This is a genomic window from Christensenellaceae bacterium, assembly GCA_031260975.1.
Lineage (GTDB): Bacteria > Bacillota > Clostridia > Christensenellales > UBA1242 > JAISKJ01.
In genome coordinates this window covers 675217-694158 of sequence record JAISKJ010000003.1, presented here as the reverse complement: position 1 = coordinate 694158, position 18942 = coordinate 675217, and the positions used below count along the sequence as shown (strand labels likewise).

Genomic DNA, 18942 nt, shown 5'->3' with positions numbered 1-18942 from the left:
TTCTTTTTATTTTAACAAATATAAGGCTTTTAGATATTTCTTGTTGTGCTTTTTATAAATATATGTTATAATAACAAAGTTGATTTTTCACGATTATTCTTATTATTTTCTGTGATAAAAACAATAATAATAGGAGTAATTATGAATTTTATAGATTTTAATTTAAAGCCGCGGCTTTTGCAGGCTATTCAAAAAGTAGGTTATACTGAGCCTACACACATTCAGCAGAAGTGTTTTGAACCGATTTTTTCCGGACGTGATATTATTGGAAAAAGCCAAACGGGCACAGGCAAGACTGTGGCTTTTTTGTTGCCGCTTTTGCAAAGACTTGAGCCAAATAACGACACGGAAGTTTTGGTTGTTTGTCCGACAAGAGAATTGGCAAATCAAACAGTTGAACAATTAAGGAATATTTTAAAAGATTCGGAGGGTGTTAAATCACTTGCTATTTTTGGCGGTCAGTCAATTGAAAGACAAATATTTGCTCTGAAAAAAGGCTGTCAATTTGTTGTGGGAACACCGGGTAGGATTATGGATCATTTAAGACGCAAGACACTTAAGCTTGGAAACTTGAAAACCATAGTTCTTGACGAGGCTGACGAAATGCTCAATATGGGATTTAAAGAAGACATTGACACAATATTAAAAAGTTGTCCTAAAGAAATTCAGACCTTGCTGTTTTCTGCAACAATGCCGCCGGAAATTTTAAAAATCACAAAGGAATACCAAAAAAATCCTGAAATGATTGAAATAGCAAAGGATGAAACAACGGTAAGCAAAATAAAACAGTATTATATATATAATAAAGAGTTGTCGAAAGAAAAAGTTATTTTAGAACTTGTTAAGGAGTTCAAGCCAAAACTTGGTTTAATTTTTGTAAACACCATTGTAGGAAGCAACAAGCTTAAAAATTGTTTTGAAAAGAACAACATAATGGCTTATGTGTTAAATGGAGATATGCGCCAAAGTGAAAGAACTAAAACAATGCAGGCTTACAAAAGCGGAAAAGAGGCTTTGCTTATTGCTACCGATGTTGCTGCAAGGGGTATTGATGTTAATGATATTGATTATGTATTCAACTTTGATTTGCCGCAAAAGATGGAATATTACGTGCACAGAATCGGAAGAACGGCCCGCGCCGGTAAAAACGGAGTAAGTATTACAATAGTGAATAACACAGCACAAATGCAGAGTATTATGATGCTTGAAAAAAAATTGAATGTTAAAATAGACAAGCTTAATTCTGTTTCGGTTGAACAAAGTATTTATGAAAATAAAGTTTCAAAATCAAAAACAGAGTATGGTATCAAAAAAGAAAAATTGCCAAAAGTCAGGTCACGTGACACACAAAATAAATGGGGTAAAGACAAAAGGCAAACAAAGTTTAAGAGCAAGAATTTTAATGTTTCTAAATCTCGTAAAAAATGAATATCGTAATTATTTAAAATAGTTGTTTTTGTAAATATAGTATGATTTATTGGGATAATTATTTGTGAGCAATTTAGCTATAAAAGAGTTACAGTTATGGTTGAAGAAAAATAGAAATGATATAATATTCCTATTATGAAAAATAGTGGAAGAAAGAAAAAAATTAATAAGTGTGAGGATATCATTAAAATAAAGAGAGGGGGCAGTTTGAGGTGTAATATGTTATAAAACGGGTTTTTAGCCCGTTTTTCTGTATTTTAGATGCCATTTCTAATTCATGCTTGACAGTTGAAGTATTTGTGATATACTTAAACCGTTTAAAGGAGTTTTTTAAATGGAACTTAAAAATTTGGAAATGCAGCACACTGAGCTGTCGGTTGAATATGGGGTAGCCATTCAGACAGCAGAAACGCTGAAGGCCGAACGTTTGGCACTGTCGACAATGCTGGTGCTTTTGCGGGAGACCGAGAGGGTATATAAAGAAAATGATATGGAAACTGTAAGGGATAAGAAAGAAATTAGAGTGTATACTTATGCAGATAATTTTGATTTGGTGGACGGAAGCTTTTTGGTGTCCAACTATGTGGTTGCAGATGGCAGTCAGGCAGGCGGAACTGTGTTTGTCACCAAAAGAGATGAAGTCGAAAGTGAAGTTATGAACAAAAAGAAATGTACGCTCTTGAAGGAAATGTGCAATAGAGTTGGGATAAGCTTTGAATGTTTTACTGAAATGCGGGAAATCAGTGACCATTGTGATGAATCCATACGGAAAGTGCTGTGCTGTGATATGGAGTTTGGCGTGCCTGCAGAGCTGCTTGAAGAAAGCGAAAACTTGGATGTTGACAGTCCTATAATTAAGGTTCTAAATGAGAGCCGTTTGATTCCCCGAGTAATAAGCAGAGAATTTGCAGGTTAAAAAAGTTAATGAAAAATACGGACAATTGTCCGTATTTTTCATGCGCACGGCTTTTGTGTTCTGAATGATAATATTTAGCGGAGCTTATAATGCCTTATTTTTTCCATACAACGACAAAATCTTTTCTTTGGCACATTTTTCTATCTGTTCGGTGGCATAAGCCAGAGATTTTCGTGGGTCAATGTTGTTGGGGTTTTTGGTAATGTGCTCAAGCATTGACATAGTATATATAAGCCGCAGGTCGGTATCACTATTGATTTTGCTGACATTATATTCCTTTACCGCTTGTTTTATAATCTCTGGAAAGACTCCCTGAGCGCCCTCAAGGTTGCCGCCCAACGCTTCAAAACGGTTTATGTATTTGGGATTTACGGTGCTGGCTCCGTGCAAAACAAGGGGAGTATCGGGGAGCTTGTCTTGAATTTTTTGAAGGATATCAAATCTGAGCTTCGGGGGTCCTTCAAACTTATATGCACCGTGGCTTGTGCCTACGGCAACAGCAAGGCTGTCAATTCCTGTTCTCATTACAAAATCAAGTGCCTGATCAGGGTCGGTATAAGCACCTTCACCGGCAGCTACATTTACGTGATCTTCAATACCTACAAGCTTACCGAGCTCCGCTTCAACCTGAATACCGCGTGCGTGTGCATAATCTACCACTTTTTTTGTGAGCTTAATATTTTCTTCATAGGGCTTCGAAGAAGCGTCTATCATAACCGAGTCGCAGCCTATGTCGATTGCCTGAACAATATCCTCAAAACTTCTGCCGTGGTCGAGGTGAAAGCTTATCTGAGCCGCTGTGGTGGCTCGGGTGGCTGCAATCATGCCTTTTAGGTATTCAGGCCCTATAAAACTCATGGCGTCACGGCTGATTGCCAGCATTAGCGGAGCATTGGTTTCTTCGGCCGCTTTAACCAGACCTTTAAGCACTTCAAGGGTGCTGAAATTGAGTGCAAGTATACCGTAGCCACCGTTCATAGCCTTTTTTAACATATCGAGTGTTTTCATATATTTCTCCTTGATTACCTAGTTAGTATATCAAAAATAGTGAAAATAGTTAAGCGAAATTATAGCTTTAGAGTATAATTTTGTCAGTTACTAACGCTCTTCGAAATTATTTTTATATTTTAAACAAAAAAGCATAAAATGCCCCAAAACATTTTTATTTTTTTATATTTTGTATTATACTAAACAAGTATGAAATTGAGTTTTGTTTTTCCGGTGATAAACAAAGAGAATATCTTGAGTTTTTGGGAAGAATTTAAAAGGTCCCGTTTTTTTGGACAGGTTGGTGAATATGAGACCATTTTTGTGGTGAGCAAGACGGATAATAACAGTATAAACGAGCTGTCAGAGGCCACAAAAAAAGACGGGAATATTAAGATAATTGTAATGAATAAGGACTTTGCATATAACAGAGCCTTTAGGGAGGTACTTCCTTTTGTAACCGGCGGCGTTGTGCTTCTGGGCGATGTGGGAATAGAAAACAACGGTGAAATATTTGAGGAAATGCTTAAAGAATACGAAAGCGGAGCGGAAGTTGTTCAGGTAAAGATTAAGCAGAGCGGTTTTGGCGGATTTGTGACACGTTGCGCCGGCGGAGTATATAATTTTTTTGTAAAAATGTTCAGCGAAAATAAGGACATTTTAAATGTTCCGTCGCTTGGCCTCATTGACGGAGTGGTGATAGATATATTTAAGGAACTTCCTTATAAAGCTAATTTTTTACGTAATGCCTATTATCTTGAAGGCGTAGAAATGCGTACACTTTATATTGACAAGGTGCCTGTTTATAAAAATAAGTTCAATTTAAAAACGGGGGGACTTGTGGCAGCCTGTGCGCTGAGTGGGGTAACATTGCTGTGTTTGCTTGCATTGATTTTAATAAATGCTTTGTGGGTGCCTCCTGTATTTTTAAATATTGCATTGTCGCTGGTATTGATTATAAGCTTTTTGTCAATATTTATATCACTTAGCAAGCACGTTTTGGATGTGCGGTGCGACAAAATATGTTTTGATACGCGAATGGTCAGCACCATAAACACCGAAAAAGAGAGGCCTGAGCCTGATATTAAGGTGGCAAAGCCTAGGCGTAAGAGTGCTGTAAAAACAACCAAAGCAAAAACTACAACAAAAAAGTCGGGCAATAAAGTTAATGATAAAATCAAACAAAAAAAATAGATAGAGTAAAAAACAAAAACAGCAGGGACACCCCGTAAAAAAAATAAAAAGGAAGTAAATGATTATGAGTAAAATAAAACTTGGTATTAACGGATTCGGAAGAATAGGAAGACTTGTTTTGAGAATTGCGGCAAACAACCCTAAATTTGAGGTGGTTGCAATAAACGACCCGTTTATTGATTTAGAGTATGCAAAGTATATGTTTATTCACGACACTGTTCACGGCAGATTTGAAGGCGCAGTGGATGTCAAAGACGGCAAGCTTGTTGTTGGCGGAAAAGCAATCGCTATGTTTGGTGTAAAGGAACCCGAAAATATTCCATGGGGAACGGTTGGGGCTGACTATATCGTTGAGGCCAGCGGAGCCTTTACTAAAAAGGACCTTGCTGAGCTTCACCTTAAAGCCGGTGCCCAAAAGGTTATTATAACTGCTCCTGCCAAAGACGGTGTGCCTATGTTTGTTATGGGCGTAAACCACAAAGAATATAAAAAAGACATGAAAGTGGTGAGCAACGCAAGCTGCACTACAAATTGTCTTGCTCCTCTTGCCAAGGTAATTAACGACGAGTTCGGAATTGCTGAAGGGCTTATGACTACCGTTCACTCTATGACTGCTACACAGCTGGTGGTTGACGGACCAAGCCGAAAGGATTGGAGGGGAGGAAGAGCAGCAGCTCACAATATTATTCCGGCTTCAACGGGGGCGGCCAAGGCAGTAACAGAGGTTATTCCGGTGCTGAAGGGCAAGCTCACAGGTATGGCATTTAGAGTGCCTTCGCTTGACGTGAGCGTTGTAGACCTGACCTGTAAGCTTTCTAAACCTACTACTTATGACAAAATTAAGGAAGTGATTAAAAAACACGCTGAGGGTGACATGAAAGGTATTATGAGCTATACCGAAGAGGATGTTGTTTCAAGTGACTTTGTCGGAGACCCGAGCGGTAGCATATTTGACGCAGGAGCCGGCATTATGTTAAATGACACATTCGTAAAGCTTGTTGCGTGGTATGACAATGAATGGGGTTACAGCACTATGGTTGTAAAATTTATTGAATATATGGCCTCAGTAGACGGTAAATAAAAGAAGAAGGGCACATAGCCCTTCTTTTTATCTTATCACTTCACTAAGGCTTCGGCACTTATGGTGTCCGCAGAATCATTCAGTGATATATATACAAAAATCACAATACTTAATCAGCGGTCTGTATGCCATAAACAAAGGTGATAGGCGATATATGTCAAAAGATGGAAGGAATAAAAGTTTGTGCTGCGCCTGAAATTCCTGCTGTCAAGCTGGATGAGACTCTTTGCCCGAGCGTTGGATTTGACAGCATTCCCATATTTGGATTGGCAAATTCAGCAATCATAGGCTTTACTACGCCCTTAAACGCTTTAAAGGTTGTGTCCATTAAGTCTTCCGGCTGGAGCTGGACCATAGGCTGGGCCATTTCGTCCATCGGGTCACCATATAACATGCCAAAGGCTTTATCTTCCTGTGTGTGAAGGGGGACCTCGCTGTTTGTGGCATTTGCAAGAAAGTCGCATACTGCCGGATTTGACACATTGTCAAGGTCTTTTTTGTCGGCAACAGTGCGGCACAGGTCTTCAAAATTACCTTCTACTTTTCCGTAGTTTTTGATAAACTCAGGGTCATTAGCCATTTCGGAAGCTAACTTTCTGAGTGCTTCACATTCAAAACCGTGTTTTTGGTTTAGCTCCACCATCATAGCCATGGTGAAGGTCGCGTTTTCTTTGAGGAAGGTGTCCATATGCTTATAACACTCTATATTTTCGGCTATACAGTTTGTCATGAAACTCGGGTCTGTTTTTAGATTAGCTGACGCTATTTCTAGAACCTCGGGATTACACTTTATTGCTCTTTCCATAAATTCGCGATTTTCTAAAATAGGTGAATCTTCTTTTTCAAGAGTTTTGAGAATGTTTAAATTGCCTTTTTGTATTTCTTCCAAAAGAGCATTTTGTCTTATGTGCTTGCTTAAGTCTCCTACAATTTCAGCGGACACCTCGTTATTTAAAAGTCCGCCTATAACTTGTTTTAGAAGCTTGGGGCTTTCTTTAACTTCTTCATAAAGAGCTTCTACACAGGTTTTAGAAAAGCCTTTAAATTCCTTACAAAGTTTTATTATATCGTTGATTTTGCCGCCTTTTGCAAGCTTTGATATATTCTCTTTTATGTTAATTTTTTTTTGAGTGGATGATACCATATTTTCCTCCCAATAGGTTTTTTGTATAACAACAATATTAAGCGAGCCAGAGAAGATGCAGGCCTTAGTCTTTATTTTGCTTTTTATATATTATATTATAACACGATGGGGGGGGGTGTGTCAATGTCTAATTTGTTTGAGGGTGCTTATGCACTTCTCGCAATGACGGCAGCTTAGTTGCATAATTTTTTATATTCTGTTATAATTAATTAATTATGAGAAAGCCCAAAGAAACTAAACGATGCCCCAGATGCGGGGTGAAAGTGCCAATTGCTCAGGAAAAGTGCCCGCACTGCGGGCTTATTTATGAGCGCTTGAGACTGACAACAAACAAGTCGGCAAAGCTTGCGCTTAAAAGAGGTCATAAGCACAAGGTCATTAACTATGCTGTTTTGCCGCCTGACATAAATTGGCTGCGGTTGTTCTTATATTGTATTTTTTTTGGATATGTTGGAATACACAGGTTTTATGTGGGCAAAATAAAGTCAGGCTTCTTTTTTCTATTTTCGTTTTTGGCAGTGTTTATTGCCAGCCTGATTTTTACGTTGCAGGCTGAGACACTATATAATCTTGCCTATTTTATGACCATGCCCATAGCGTTTAATGCGCTGTTTTGGGTGATGGATATTTTCAGTATACTGTTTAAAAAGTTTAAGGTGCCGGTGTCAATTCCGGAGGATTTTGCTGTTGACGGTGAGTATGGCGGTGTATTGGACTTGGTGAGGGATATAGACAATTCGGTTGACATAAACAAGCGCAAGAAAATAAGAGAACAGGCGCGGAAAGAAGCCCTGAATGATACTCAAACCAAGGACCTTAAAAATCAAGTCTTGGAGCGCAGCAATGAAATTTCTTCCTTAGAAGAGACTCAGGCTGAACCCCAATCGGAGGAAGAAGAGCCTCAGAAAAAGGTGGTTGTGTTTGACCAGCGTACAATCAACAAGGGCAGCAAAAGTAAAAAGAAAAAACATAAAAAGGGTAGGAAATGAAAACCGTTGTCGTTGGTATGAGCGGAGGTGTGGATAGTTCGGTTACGGCCTTGCTTTTGAAACAGCAGGGTTATAATGTTGTCGGTCTTTTTATGAAAAATTGGGAGGAGTGCGACGAAAACGGCGTGTGTACGGCAACTGAAGATTTTGAGGATGTGAAGCGTGTTTGTGCAGCTCTTGATATTCCTTATTATGCGGTGAACTTTGAAAAAGAGTATATGGATAATGTTTTTAAGTATTTTTTGCAGGAGTATAAAAAAGGAAGAACCCCCAACCCCGATGTTTTGTGTAACCGTGAAATAAAATTTGGACCGCTTCTTGACAAGGCTCTTTTGTTGGGTGGCGACAAGCTTGCCACAGGGCATTACGCCAGAGTTGAAGAGAAGGATGGACTGTATTATCTTGGAAGGGCTAGTGACGAAAATAAAGACCAGACATACTTTTTAAATCAGCTGACGCAAAAGCAGCTGAAATATGCAATGTTTCCCGTGGGGGAAATGAACAAAAAAGACTTAAGGGAGTTAGCCCAAAAGCATAATCTTATAACTGCCCGCAAAAAAGACAGCACGGGCATATGTTTTATTGGGGAGCGCAACTTTAAAAAGTTTTTGCTGGAATTTCTTCCTGCAAAGTCCGGGAGGATTTTTGACACTAATGGTGAGGAAGTAGGCACACATGATGGTGTAATGTTTTATACTTTGGGGCAGCGGCGGGGGCTTAATATCGGAGGCCGTGCCGGCGGTAGCGGACGGTGGTTTGTTTATAAAAAGGATGTAAAAAACAATATCTTGTATGTGTCTCAGGGCGACGAGAGTGTGCTGATGAGCCACGGGCTTGTGTCATATGACATAAATTGGATACCCCAAAAGCCTTCTGAAAAAACCTTTGAGTGTTTTGTGAGGCTTAGGCATCGTCAGCCTCTTCAAAAGGCGCAGGTTACTCAAGTTGGAAATGGCGTCAGAGTAATGTTTCATACTCCTCAGAGGGCAGTGACCGAAGGGCAGTATGTGGTGTTTTATGATGAAAAATATTGTCTGGGTGGCGGAATTATAGAGGAAGTGATAATTTAAAAAGTGCCCAATAGACTCAAACCCACATAATATGGTATATGTGGGTTCTTATTTTATTTTGTGTTGCTATCAATTTGGATGTTCTGTTTGCAGCCTTTGCTTATGGAATGAAAGGCATTAGATTATCTGCTTCTAATATTTTGACTATAATTGTTATAGACTGTACCATGCTTGCCATTTCCCTTTTGGTGGGAGGACTTCTTTATAGCGTGGTTGCCGAAAAAATTATGACAATTGTGGGCGCTGTAGTTTTGATTGCTCTCGGTGTTTATAACATAACCATGAGTATTATAAAATGGAAAGTGAAGGAGGATGACAAGACAAGTATTTTTGTGGATGTAACTAATGCCGACAAAGATAAAAACAAGATATTGTCGCTTAAAGAAACGGTTCTTCTTGCAGTCGTGTTGGGCATGGACGCTTTGATGTCGGGGTTTGCTTATGGATTTGGTTTGACTTACAGCCTCATAGCTCTTGTCATAATGTGTGTTCTTTTGGGCATATCGCTGGTTGTGGGCAGCACTCTGGGAATGAGGCTGCACAAAAAAAGTATTGCCGATTTGTCGTGGATAGGCGGGATAATACTTATTTTGATAGCTGTCTGGCGTCTGATAGGGATATAAATGTAGTAAATCATTTACATAAATAAGAAGATTGGATGACAAATTATGTGAGTATATTGTAAAATTTTTAAAATCTGGCAAAAACGATTGCTGAATTTAAGTGTTTTTTGGTATAATATCAATATATGATAAAAAAAATCAGTATAGGAGCATTTATTTTTGTTACAGCGCTAACTCTTGTTTTAGGGTTAGGTTTTTCCGATGCAAAGACTGTCTATGCCGATGACCCCTCCACTGTGACAATAAAGTTTTTTGACAGGGGAGAACTTTTGCCCGTGGTACTCAATGTTTCGGTAGGCACAACGTTGGGTAATCAGGGAATTATTATTCCTGATATTGCGAGTTTCATAACAGAATATGTACCGGGAACGGGGCCTGAGGCGGGGCTTGTTGAAGGGCAGGATTATGAGCATACTCCTCCAAAATGGTATGTCGGAGACAGACCGTTTGACAGCAGTACGATTATATCAAGTGAGCTTATTAGCGGCGGCGAAGTCAGGGTAGATACGCGGTATTTTTATAATCAGTATTGGGTGACCATTATATATGACAACAACAAGCAGCTTAAAAAGCTGGTGACTTATGACGGCACGGTTGAAATAACAGCACCTCCGGGCGGCTTGGTGTTTGGGCAGTATCTGAGTTATAACAATGACGAAACCCAAAACATAACAGGGCCCAGAACCATTATTGTTCACGTTAAAACTTTTGTATGGTATCTTCTTGGTGCGATACTTTTGGTTGCCTTTATGACAGGTATTGCGCTTTTGTGGGTTTTTAAAAAGGAAGATAAGCTGATTAAGAGGGATGAAGTGCTAAGGCAGCGTCTTTTGATTGCGGCCAAAAATCAGGATGCCCGCGTCAGCAAGCTGCAGTCAAAACGCATAGCGAGAGAAGAGGAAGCAGCCCAAAAACTTGTGGAAGAAGCAGAAGCAAAACGCAAAGCCACCGAAAAAATTGACGGCTTTCCGAAAATATAAAAACAAATCGTGAACTGTTCACGATTTGTTTTTTGTTTTAAAAGTGTAAGAATTATTTCCGTTTGCTGATTTTTACGGCAAGGGCTACGGTTGCTCCCACCATAGGGTTATTGCCCATCCCAACAAAACCCATCATATCAACATGAGCGGGCACTGACGAACTTCCTGCAAACTGGGCGTCGCCGTGCATGCGGCCCATGGTGTCAGTCAGGCCATAGCTTGCCGGTCCTGCTGCCACATTGTCGGGGTGCAGGGTTCTTCCCGTTCCGCCGCCTGAGGCCACTGAAAAGTATTTTTTATTATTTTCGGTGCAGTATTTTTTATAAATCCCCGCCACCGGATGAGTAAACCTCACGGGGTTGGTGGAGTTGCCGGTTATGGATACATCTACGCTTTCTTTTTTCATTATTGCAACGCCTTCGTTTACATCAAAGCAGCCGTAGCATTTTATGCTACCTTTTGTGTCGGAAAACTTTTGTTCGCTCTCTGTTACGAGTTGATTTTTTAAAAAGTCAAAGTGAGTTTTAACATAAGTAAATCCGTTCATACGTGAGATTATGAAGGCTGCGTCCTTGCCAAGGCCGTTTAAAATAACTCTTAGCGGCGACTTTCTTGCCATATTGGCGTATTTTGCTATTCCGATTGCGCCCTCTGCTGCAGCAAAGCTTTCGTGTCCTGCAAGAAAGCAGAAGCATTTGGTGTTTTCGTTAAGAAGCATCGCAGCAAGATTTCCATGCCCAATTCCAACCTCACGATTTGCTGCCACTGACCCAGGAGTGCAGAATGCCTGAAGGCCGATGCCGATGGTTTTGGCAATTTCTTCGGCATTTTTGAGGTTTTGTTTTATGGCAATTGCTGAGCCCAGGGTATATGCCCAAAGTGCGTTGTCAAAGGCTATGGGCTGAATTTCTTTTACTGTTTCGTGCGGGTCAATGCCGACGGACTTGCAAATTTCAAGGGCTTCGTCCATGCTTTTTATACCATATTGTTTGAGGCATTTTTCAATGCCCGCTTTTTTGATTGAATATCCGCTAAATTGCATATTACTGCCTCCTTGGGTTTATGACGCTTTTGGCGTCGCTAAACCTTCCATAAGTTTTAGTGCATTGAGCTCTTGCGTCAGTGTCGGCTATACCATCTTCAATCAGCGACATCATTTTGCCGATATTCACATATTCGTATCCTATAATCTGCTTATTTTCGTCCAGCGCAAGTTTGGTGATATAGCCTTCGGTCAGATTTAGATATCGGGTGCCTTTTTGTTTGGTGGCATAAGTGGTGGAGTATTGACTCATTCTGAATTTTCCCAAATCTTCAAGACCAGCACCTATTGGCAGTCCGCCATCGCTGAAAGCTGTTTGGGTGCGCCCGTAAACAAGCTGAGAAAAAATCTCGCGCATAGCTACATTTATGGCGTCACACACAAGGTCGGTGTTGAGAGCCTCCAAAATAGTTTTTCCGGGCAAAACTTCGGTTGCAATTGCGGCCGAGTGGGTCATTCCGCTGCAGCCGATTGTTTCGACCAGCGCTTCTTCGATAATTCCGTCTTTAACATTGAGTGTAAGCTTGCAGGCCCCTTGGTGAGGCGCACAAGTGCCGACCCCGTGGCTGAGGCCCGAAATGTCTTTTATTTCTTTTGCTTGCGTCCATTTACCTTCTTGAGGAATAGGCGACGGACCGTGGCATACGCAATTTTGCAGCGTGCACATTTCACAAATCTCGTGACTGATTTCCATAAAAAATCTCCTTTACTTTGATATTTTAGCATAAATTGATGGTTTTTAAAAATGATTTTGAGATATTGTCAGGGGTGGCGGTTTTGCCGGTGTGCTTTGCACACCGTGACCGCAGCCTTGAGGCCGCGGCCTGCAAAAAAACTTTGTTTTTTTGCGCAAAACCGCACGTTCTAAAGTTCATTTGCGCTTAAGACAGTTTTTTGATATAATAAAATTATGGATACGGTAAAGTTGTTGTTTAAGGAAATAAGTTTTCAGACGGAAAAGCAAAAGAGCAAGTTTATTGCTTTTTCGTTTCATTTCAAAAACAAAGGGCAGCTCAGTGCAATTTTAACCAAGTTAAAACGTAAGCATACAGGAGCAGCGCACATCTGTTATGCTTATAAGTGCTTTGAAAACGCCGATTTTGATACATTTCTGACACCGATGACAAGTTTTGGGGTGCTTAAAAGCTATTTTGACGATGGTGAGCCTTCGGGCACTGCCGGTCAGCCGATTTTACAGTCAATTGAAAATAGCGGTATAAACAATGTTTTGGTTGTAGTTGTGCGATACTTTGGAGGTACAAAACTTGGCACAGCGGGTTTATTTAAGGCTTACGCTGAAGCGGCACAAGGCGTTTTAGAGGATAATTATGTCATTCTGACACTATGCGACGGGTTCATATTGCGGTGCACTTATTCGGGCTATAACGCACTTCAGAAATATGCCGAGCAGCACGAACTCAGGGTGGATGATGCCGAGTTTTTAACGGAGGTGCAACTGTGTTTGTTTATTGAGAAAGAAAAATCAACGGAGCATCTTAAAAACATAAAAGATACAATAACAACTAAATTAGAATTTGTAGGCGAAAGGTATATTTAAGTGTTGTATGTGTGTCATTTAACTAGGGCTTTTAGCGATGAAAATATTTATTTTGTTCATTCGATTACACATATACAACACCTTGTGTGGACAAATGGAGGAAATGTTGGAAATAACAGATTTGACAAAACAGAAAAAGAGTGATGAGCGATTTAATGTGTTTTTAGACGGCAGGTTTTATTGTGCGCTTACGGCCGAAATGATTGTAAAAGAGCAGCTTAAAATCGGCAGTGAGGTTTCAAAAGAGCATATAGACAAGCTGCAGTTTTTAAGCGAAAGACAAACGGCGCTGAACAAGGCCGTAAATTATTTGGGCAGCCGCCTTAAAACACAAAAACAGATGAGGGAATATCTTAAAAGCAAGGGCTATGTTGAGGGTGTTGTCAAGTATGTTTTAGAGAAGCTTATTGAATATGATTTTTTGAATGACGAAAACTTTAGTGAAAGTTTTGTGAGAGTTAAATCAAAAACCTTAGGCAAACGGCGCATTGAGATGGAGCTAAAACAAAAGGGCGTGGATGAGAAACTTGCAAAAGAAAAAACGGAAGATATAACAGGTGAATATGAAGTGGCCGGCACGCTTGCTGAAAAATATCTTAAGAATAAGCCGCGCGACCAAAAAACAGCTCAAAAGTTATATGCTTTTTTGGCTTATCGCGGGTTTATCTCGGGAGATATAAACAGAATTATTAAGGAACAGATTAAAGACATAAAGGAAGAGGTGGAAAAAGATGAGAGTTGGGATTGATTTGATAGAAGTGAAAAGATTTGAAAATATAGCATCAAACAGCGTACGTATGAGCACTCTTTTTGGTGAAAAGGAGATAGCATATTTTGATGGGTATAAAGACCGGGGTGTGCATATTGCAGGATGCTTTGCGGCTAAGGAGGCCGTCGCTAAAGCCTTTAAAACGGGTTTTAACGGGCAGATAACCCCTTTAGACATAGAAATTGTCCATAAAAACAAGGTGCCTTATGTGAATTTAAAGGGCGGCGCCAAACGGTTTTTTGAGGAGCAATGCTTTGGCGGGATTGAAATAAGCATCTCTCACAGCAAGACTGATGCCACGGCTATTTGCATCATATGGTGATTAAAAGAAATGTTTTTGGAGGCAATATGAATTTAGAAGTGTTTTCCTATTTTCAACAATACTTTGACAAAAATGCGACGGTCAAAGTAATTTTTAGTGCGGCGCATGCCGAATATAAAAAAATAATTGTAAAGCCGGTTGAAATAAAAGGCGAAGTTAAATGGCAGGTTGAGAGGCATCTTTCGGATAAAGTCTTTCACACTAATTTATCTTTAAGCCAGCTTTTGTCTGAAATAAAACAAAATATAATTAACAATTATAAACAAATAAATATCGTCAATAAAAATTCTGCCATACAAATTTTGGTTTCAAAAAAAGGAAAGGTTACTGTTAGAGTGTCACAGACGCAAGAGAGAAGTCAAGATTTGGGTCACAATAAATCAAAAAGCTACATTTTTTCAGAGGGTGAGGATATTGCTCCGTTGAGAGATTTGGGAGTTTTTTCACAGGATAATCGTATTATTAAGGCTAAATTTGACAAGTTTAAGCAAATAAACAGGTTTATTGAAATTGTTAATGATGAATTCAAAGCATTTGACCAAGAGCAAATAACTATTATGGATTTTGGCTGCGGCAAATCATACCTTACGTTTTTAGTTTATTATTATTTCAAATATATCAAAAAAATTAAAATTCGTGTATTGGGATATGATTTGAAGCAGGATGTAGTTGATGAGTGTAATAAAATAGCAAAAAAATACGGATACTCTGATTTGTGTTTTTTTAGGGCGGATATTGCAGCACAGGATAAAATAGATTATAAGGTTGATATGATTATAACGCTTCACGCCTGCGATATAGCGACTGATTATGCGCTGTATAATGCTATTAATAATAATGTAAAGTATATTTTTTCTGTTCCTTGCTGTCAGCATGAAATAAATTCACAGATAAAATCATCAGGTGAGTTAAAACTTTTGTTGGGTGACGGTCTAATAAAAGAAAGATTTTCCTCTCTTTTAACAGACGCTATACGGTGTGAAATTCTGCGTCAGGAAGGCTACATGGTGGATGTGATTGAGTTTGTAGATTTCAGTCACTCGCCCAAGAATTTGATGATACGGGCAACCCTTAACAAAAACAAAAAACGAAGTTTTGAAAGTGTTAAGGCCCTGCTCAAACAATTTGGCTGTAAACAAAAATTGTTTGAGCTGGTTGGCGGAAAAGAGGATTAAATTTAAGGAGACGGAAATTTAATTTAAAGGTAAATTGGAATAAAACAGCAAAATCAACAAAAACTAAGAGCGTCAGCTCTTTTTTTGCTATGCAAGGAGAGAAGAGGGTAGTACACATAAGAAATACTTAAAGCTATGTTCCTGCCGTATGGGAACAAAAATGCGTGTAAAAGTTTTTGGAGAGGTAATAATATGAAAGGAAATCTTATATCTCACACTTGTGGTGGGCAGCTACATAATATGAATAAAGCGGAGCAGTTGAATGACCCGCTTTACAAAGAGATGATTTTGGGTATAAACGGCGAGTTTGAGCAGATTGACAACTATGCCTTGTTTGAATATGAAGAATGGCTCGCCAAGTTATGAGGAGTTATGATAAAAAGAGGAGAACTATATTATGCTGATTTAAGCCCTGTGGTGGGCAGTGAGCAGGGTGGCATGCGCCCGATTTTGATTGTGCAGAATGATATAGGAAATAAATACAGCCCAACGGTGATTGCGGCTGCAATAACCAGCAAGCTTGATAAGGCTAAGCTTCCGACACACATTGAGTTGAGCAGCAGGGAATATGGACTTGAACAAGATTCGGTGATACTTTTGGAGCAAATCCGCACGCTTGACAAGCGCAGGCTGGCCCGCAGAATAGGGGAGCTTAGCGAATACAAAATGGCACAGGTTGAGAGGGCGATGCTAATTAGTTTGGGAATTGGCGGTGATGCATATGTATCGTTTCGCTAAGGCTTCGAATTTGCAGGTGATTGAAGTAAAGTATTAAACTATTTGCAGATAATATACATCACCGTCCAAAAGAAAGGGAAGGAAAAGGCGGAGGCCTGAGGCCTCTTTTCGTTTAAAGACAAATATTGACAGTAAGATTTATTAGTGATATAATTTGGTCAGAGCAATTAAGCGTAACCATTTGACTAAACTCCGCTTTCGTTGTAAAATAGAAACATGAGTAAGTTGCTTAATCCGGGCTTTAGTTTTTTCGGCCTGTGGGAAATTAAATGGTATGGCGTTATTATTGCTTGCGGAATGCTTGCAGGAATTATAACCGCGCTTATTACCGCTAAAAAGAAAAACTATAGAGACAACCTTGTGCTTGATTTGGCTCTGGTTATTCTGCCATGTGCAATCGTAGGTGCAAGACTGTATTATGTTGCTTTCTATGGCGTGGGCAGTTTTGCTGAGGTTTTTGAAATTTGGAACGGCGGCATGGCAATTTATGGAGGCGTAATAGGCGGACTTATTGGCATCATTGTGTATTGCCTCATAAGAAAGTTTTCAATTCTGGAAGTGTGCGACCTTGTGGCTCCGCCTCTTATTTTGGGTCAGGCTATAGGGCGTTGGGGAAACTATATGAACCAAGAAGCCTACGGCTCGCTCATAACCAACCCCGATCAATGGTATTTTCCGTTTGGAGTATATATTGAGCGGACAAATTTCACCGACATAGCATGGCAGGAAGTGCAAAATAACTTAGGCTTGTTTGGTGGGGCAACCCCCGACGGTGCGTGGTTTATGGCAACATTCTTCTATGAAAGCATGTGTAGTTTTGTGATATTTGTGGGGCTCATACTTCTCACCAGATTTGTAAATATCAGAGGCATTGTGACAGGGGCATATTTGGTGCTTTACGGAATAGTCCGGTCAATACTTGAAGGCTTTAGGGCCGACCCGCTTATGATAGGCGATACCATAAGGGTTTCGCAGGTGCTAAGCATAATCATAATTGTTATAGGGCTTGGAATTATAGGATGGCAGCTTTATAAGTACTTTGACCGTAAAAAGAAGGGAATATTGCAGCCAATAAGTACGCTTTTAAAAAAGCCTAAAAATGCAGCAGTTGCAGCCGGTATAATACAAACAGTTGAAGCAGAACTTGAAGAAGCTAAAATTGAAAGAGCTGCAAATGAAGCATCAAAACCCAACATAAAGGTAGACAACCCCAAAAAAGAAACAAAAGCAAAAACAGAGAAGGTTGCACAAACAACAAATACAGAACAAAAACTTAAAACCGGAAAAACCAGTCGAAAACCCCCATCTGAGAAGGAGAAAAATGATGATTGATTTTACTATTTCTAAAAATGGATATGATGTTGTCCAAGTTGACAACTATTTAGTTAAGCTTAAGGCGAGCTATGAAAATCAATTACAGGAGCAAAAAGATAGGATTTTTGACCAGAAGCGTATTATTGAACAGCTAAGCCAATCTAGCGAGGGTGAGCTTATGGCGCAGCTTTTAAAAAGCGTTGAAAGAGCGCGACAGATAGAGATAAGTAGCCAAAATATATATGAACTTGAAACCAAGAGGCTTCAACTCTTTTATTCAAAGATGGAGAGCGTGGTTGAAGAGATAACTACCAATCAGGACTGCCGTGAAATAAAGCGCAGACTGACAGCTTTGATAAATGAGTTTAAAGAAGTTTTGAATGAAAATATAACCATACAGAAAAAAGCAGTGTCTGACATGGAGCATGTTGACCCCGTTCAGCGTCTGCTTTCAAAAATGTCAAGTACAAACGTAAAACTTCGTGAATTTGTGCCGACAACCGCTGGGGCAGCCAAAAAGGAGCGTTTAACATCGACCATAGTAGAAAACACCGCCTCTGCTGCTATGAGGCGTCAGGTTGAAGAAAACAAAGAAAAATCAAATACTCAAAAGAGCACAAGGAAAGAAGAAACCAAACAAACAAGCAGCCAGCAGACACAAACTTCTGCCAGAGTGTACAAAGAAGATATAAAACAGAGCGGCCTTGAAATTAAAGACCGAAAACAGGAAGCTTTAAAGCAGGAAAGTGTAAAAACTCAGCAAGGCACGCAGGAGAACAAAGACATTATCATCACCAAAACCGGAGTTATAAGAGAAAGGCTTAAGGGCGTTGAGGTAGGGAGTGCCGTTGTTTCTGAAAAAATGAGTGCAACTGTTGTCAAAAATGCTGAAAATAAAGACGAGGTTGTGGTTGACACAACTGTTGAAACCTACCGAAAGTCACTTCATGACGATGAGCAGCACATAGACAGCACTAAAATGGTTACTACTTATGGCAGAGCGTCAGCTGATGTTGACGGCATGAGTGTTGGATATAAACCCAAAACCACCGTTGAAACAAATACCTTCAGTAGCTCATCCAGCCTGTCGCTGTCAGAAACCCCCAAAGAGATTTCTGTTGACAAAACTGTTGCCACAAAGGTTAACGACGGTCCGGTTGAGATAGAATCGCGCAGCGCGCACTATGACAAAAAGAGCGGTGCACACAGTGCTGTGAGCCACAGTACTATAAAACCTCTTATAAATACTACTACGATAGTGACAGAACCTACTGAAAGCACAACGAAAAAAACCGTTAAAACCGAGCAGGAAACCATAAGGAAGCTGGGAAGCCTTCTTGAAGATGACAAGGTTAGCGGCACTAACTTTGAAAGCATTATGTTTAAAAAGTCAGACCAAAAAGTGAAGAACTCGGTAATAGGCGCAAAGCTTACATATCCTACGCCAAATGAAAGCGGGTTTGACCTTAAAGAAGCGGTTAACCCCAAAGATGACCTTGAAGAAATTATGAGAGCCTTTGACTTTTATGATGAGGATACCACCAAAGGCAAAAAGAAAAAGTAATAAATCATTAAAAAACAAGACATAAAGGTCTTGTTTTTTTGATGCTGT

The 18942-nt window shown here is 39.7% G+C and carries 20 protein-coding genes; 16 read left to right on the top strand and 4 right to left on the bottom strand.

What is annotated here, in order from left to right; all coding sequences use genetic code 11:
- The first annotated feature begins 141 nt into the window (after nucleotides 1-141).
- Together LBN07_03955 and LBN07_03950 are read left to right on the top strand one after the other, a co-directional pair.
- Nucleotides 142-1428: a DEAD/DEAH box helicase gene (locus tag LBN07_03955; GenBank protein MDR0850606.1), complete on the top strand. Its 1287-nt coding sequence runs from the start codon at nucleotides 142-144 to the stop codon at nucleotides 1426-1428.
- Between the two features lie 334 nt (nucleotides 1429-1762).
- On the top strand, nucleotides 1763-2344 hold the full coding sequence (locus tag LBN07_03950; protein MDR0850605.1) for a hypothetical protein: 582 nt from the start codon (nucleotides 1763-1765) through the stop codon (nucleotides 2342-2344).
- A gap of 84 nt (nucleotides 2345-2428) precedes the next feature.
- Here LBN07_03950 and LBN07_03945 read toward each other — a convergent pair whose 3' ends face one another.
- Nucleotides 2429-3352, bottom strand: coding sequence for a class II fructose-bisphosphate aldolase family protein (locus tag LBN07_03945; GenBank protein MDR0850604.1), 924 nt, complete (start codon nucleotides 3350-3352; stop codon nucleotides 2429-2431).
- 189 nt (nucleotides 3353-3541) lie between these two features.
- Here LBN07_03945 and LBN07_03940 point away from each other — a divergent pair, with 189 nt between their 5' ends.
- Together LBN07_03940 and gap are read left to right on the top strand one after the other, a co-directional pair.
- Nucleotides 3542-4525, top strand: a complete 984-nt coding sequence (locus LBN07_03940; GenBank protein ID MDR0850603.1) for a hypothetical protein — start codon at nucleotides 3542-3544, stop codon at nucleotides 4523-4525.
- A gap of 64 nt (nucleotides 4526-4589) precedes the next feature.
- Nucleotides 4590-5606, top strand: coding sequence for a type I glyceraldehyde-3-phosphate dehydrogenase (gene gap, locus LBN07_03935; protein MDR0850602.1), 1017 nt, complete (start codon nucleotides 4590-4592; stop codon nucleotides 5604-5606).
- A 157-nt stretch (nucleotides 5607-5763) separates the two neighbouring features.
- Here the strand turns inward: gap and LBN07_03930 are convergent, their stop codons facing one another.
- Nucleotides 5764-6750: a DUF4116 domain-containing protein gene (locus tag LBN07_03930; GenBank protein ID MDR0850601.1), complete on the bottom strand. Its 987-nt coding sequence runs from the start codon at nucleotides 6748-6750 to the stop codon at nucleotides 5764-5766.
- 215 nt (nucleotides 6751-6965) lie between these two features.
- Here LBN07_03930 and LBN07_03925 point away from each other — a divergent pair, with 215 nt between their 5' ends.
- The 4 genes from LBN07_03925 (at nucleotide 6966) to LBN07_03910 (ending at nucleotide 10412) form a co-directional block, all read left to right on the top strand.
- A complete protein-coding gene (locus tag LBN07_03925; GenBank protein MDR0850600.1) occupies nucleotides 6966-7739 on the top strand; it encodes an NINE protein in 774 nt (257 codons plus the stop codon).
- On the top strand, nucleotides 7736-8809 hold the full coding sequence (mnmA, locus tag LBN07_03920; protein ID MDR0850599.1) for a tRNA 2-thiouridine(34) synthase MnmA: 1074 nt from the start codon (nucleotides 7736-7738) through the stop codon (nucleotides 8807-8809). Before LBN07_03925 ends, mnmA begins: the two co-directional genes overlap by 4 nt.
- Nucleotides 8810-8847: 38 nt before the next feature.
- A complete protein-coding gene (locus tag LBN07_03915) occupies nucleotides 8848-9432 on the top strand; it encodes a manganese efflux pump (GenBank protein MDR0850598.1) in 585 nt (194 codons plus the stop codon).
- 125 nt (nucleotides 9433-9557) lie between these two features.
- Entirely contained in the window at nucleotides 9558-10412 is an 855-nt protein-coding gene (locus tag LBN07_03910; protein MDR0850597.1) for a hypothetical protein, read from the top strand.
- A gap of 52 nt (nucleotides 10413-10464) precedes the next feature.
- Here LBN07_03910 and LBN07_03905 read toward each other — a convergent pair whose 3' ends face one another.
- Together LBN07_03905 and LBN07_03900 are read right to left on the bottom strand one after the other, a co-directional pair.
- A complete protein-coding gene (locus LBN07_03905) occupies nucleotides 10465-11454 on the bottom strand; it encodes a GGGtGRT protein (GenBank protein ID MDR0850596.1) in 990 nt (329 codons plus the stop codon).
- 1 nt (nucleotide 11455) lies between these two features.
- Entirely contained in the window at nucleotides 11456-12148 is a 693-nt protein-coding gene (locus LBN07_03900) for an iron-sulfur cluster assembly scaffold protein (GenBank protein ID MDR0850595.1), read from the bottom strand.
- A 216-nt stretch (nucleotides 12149-12364) separates the two neighbouring features.
- Between LBN07_03900 and LBN07_03895 the strand changes: the two genes are divergently transcribed.
- The 8 genes from LBN07_03895 to LBN07_03860 all read left to right on the top strand — a co-directional run bounded on the left by LBN07_03895 (nucleotide 12365) and on the right by LBN07_03860 (nucleotide 18894).
- Nucleotides 12365-13012, top strand: a complete 648-nt coding sequence (locus LBN07_03895; GenBank protein ID MDR0850594.1) for a YigZ family protein — start codon at nucleotides 12365-12367, stop codon at nucleotides 13010-13012.
- Between the two features lie 103 nt (nucleotides 13013-13115).
- Nucleotides 13116-13760, top strand: a complete 645-nt coding sequence (locus LBN07_03890) for a RecX family transcriptional regulator (protein ID MDR0850593.1) — start codon at nucleotides 13116-13118, stop codon at nucleotides 13758-13760.
- Nucleotides 13744-14103 carry a holo-ACP synthase gene (locus tag LBN07_03885; protein MDR0850592.1) on the top strand — a complete coding sequence of 120 codons (360 nt, stop codon included), beginning with the start codon at nucleotides 13744-13746 and terminating at the stop codon, nucleotides 14101-14103. The genes LBN07_03890 and LBN07_03885 overlap by 17 nt, the downstream gene beginning before the upstream one ends.
- A 26-nt stretch (nucleotides 14104-14129) precedes the next feature.
- Nucleotides 14130-15278: an SAM-dependent methyltransferase gene (locus LBN07_03880; protein ID MDR0850591.1), complete on the top strand. Its 1149-nt coding sequence runs from the start codon at nucleotides 14130-14132 to the stop codon at nucleotides 15276-15278.
- Between the two features lie 192 nt (nucleotides 15279-15470).
- A complete protein-coding gene (locus LBN07_03875; GenBank protein ID MDR0850590.1) occupies nucleotides 15471-15644 on the top strand; it encodes a hypothetical protein in 174 nt (57 codons plus the stop codon).
- Nucleotides 15645-15650: 6 nt separating this feature from the next.
- On the top strand, nucleotides 15651-16016 hold the full coding sequence (locus tag LBN07_03870; GenBank protein ID MDR0850589.1) for a type II toxin-antitoxin system PemK/MazF family toxin: 366 nt from the start codon (nucleotides 15651-15653) through the stop codon (nucleotides 16014-16016).
- A gap of 216 nt (nucleotides 16017-16232) precedes the next feature.
- On the top strand, nucleotides 16233-17348 hold the full coding sequence (gene lgt / locus LBN07_03865) for a prolipoprotein diacylglyceryl transferase (protein MDR0850588.1): 1116 nt from the start codon (nucleotides 16233-16235) through the stop codon (nucleotides 17346-17348).
- A complete protein-coding gene (locus tag LBN07_03860) occupies nucleotides 17338-18894 on the top strand; it encodes a hypothetical protein (protein MDR0850587.1) in 1557 nt (518 codons plus the stop codon). The genes lgt and LBN07_03860 overlap by 11 nt, the downstream gene beginning before the upstream one ends.
- Nucleotides 18895-18942 lie beyond the last annotated feature (48 nt).

Bases quoted from the DNA above. Each gene is read 5' to 3' on its own strand.
- LBN07_03875 (MDR0850590.1), top strand. From the start codon at position 15,471: ATGAAAGGAAATCTTATATCTCACACTTGTGGTGGGCAGCTACATAAT.
- LBN07_03900 (MDR0850595.1), bottom strand. From the start codon at position 12,148: ATGGAAATCAGTCACGAGATTTGTGAAATGTGCACGCTGCAAAATTGC.
- LBN07_03905 (MDR0850596.1), bottom strand. From the start codon at position 11,454: ATGCAATTTAGCGGATATTCAATCAAAAAAGCGGGCATTGAAAAATGC.
- LBN07_03945 (MDR0850604.1), bottom strand. From the start codon at position 3,352: ATGAAAACACTCGATATGTTAAAAAAGGCTATGAACGGTGGCTACGGT.
- LBN07_03895 (MDR0850594.1), top strand. From the start codon at position 12,365: ATGGATACGGTAAAGTTGTTGTTTAAGGAAATAAGTTTTCAGACGGAA.
- LBN07_03925 (MDR0850600.1), top strand. From the start codon at position 6,966: ATGAGAAAGCCCAAAGAAACTAAACGATGCCCCAGATGCGGGGTGAAA.
- LBN07_03860 (MDR0850587.1), top strand. From the start codon at position 17,338: ATGATGATTGATTTTACTATTTCTAAAAATGGATATGATGTTGTCCAA.
- LBN07_03955 (MDR0850606.1), top strand. From the start codon at position 142: ATGAATTTTATAGATTTTAATTTAAAGCCGCGGCTTTTGCAGGCTATT.
- LBN07_03915 (MDR0850598.1), top strand. From the start codon at position 8,848: ATGTGGGTTCTTATTTTATTTTGTGTTGCTATCAATTTGGATGTTCTG.
- LBN07_03890 (MDR0850593.1), top strand. From the start codon at position 13,116: ATGTTGGAAATAACAGATTTGACAAAACAGAAAAAGAGTGATGAGCGA.
- LBN07_03930 (MDR0850601.1), bottom strand. From the start codon at position 6,750: ATGGTATCATCCACTCAAAAAAAAATTAACATAAAAGAGAATATATCA.
- gap (MDR0850602.1), top strand. From the start codon at position 4,590: ATGAGTAAAATAAAACTTGGTATTAACGGATTCGGAAGAATAGGAAGA.
- LBN07_03885 (MDR0850592.1), top strand. From the start codon at position 13,744: ATGAGAGTTGGGATTGATTTGATAGAAGTGAAAAGATTTGAAAATATA.
- lgt (MDR0850588.1), top strand. From the start codon at position 16,233: ATGAGTAAGTTGCTTAATCCGGGCTTTAGTTTTTTCGGCCTGTGGGAA.
- LBN07_03880 (MDR0850591.1), top strand. From the start codon at position 14,130: ATGAATTTAGAAGTGTTTTCCTATTTTCAACAATACTTTGACAAAAAT.
- LBN07_03940 (MDR0850603.1), top strand. From the start codon at position 3,542: ATGAAATTGAGTTTTGTTTTTCCGGTGATAAACAAAGAGAATATCTTG.
- LBN07_03910 (MDR0850597.1), top strand. From the start codon at position 9,558: ATGATAAAAAAAATCAGTATAGGAGCATTTATTTTTGTTACAGCGCTA.
- LBN07_03870 (MDR0850589.1), top strand. From the start codon at position 15,651: ATGATAAAAAGAGGAGAACTATATTATGCTGATTTAAGCCCTGTGGTG.
- mnmA (MDR0850599.1), top strand. From the start codon at position 7,736: ATGAAAACCGTTGTCGTTGGTATGAGCGGAGGTGTGGATAGTTCGGTT.
- LBN07_03950 (MDR0850605.1), top strand. From the start codon at position 1,763: ATGGAACTTAAAAATTTGGAAATGCAGCACACTGAGCTGTCGGTTGAA.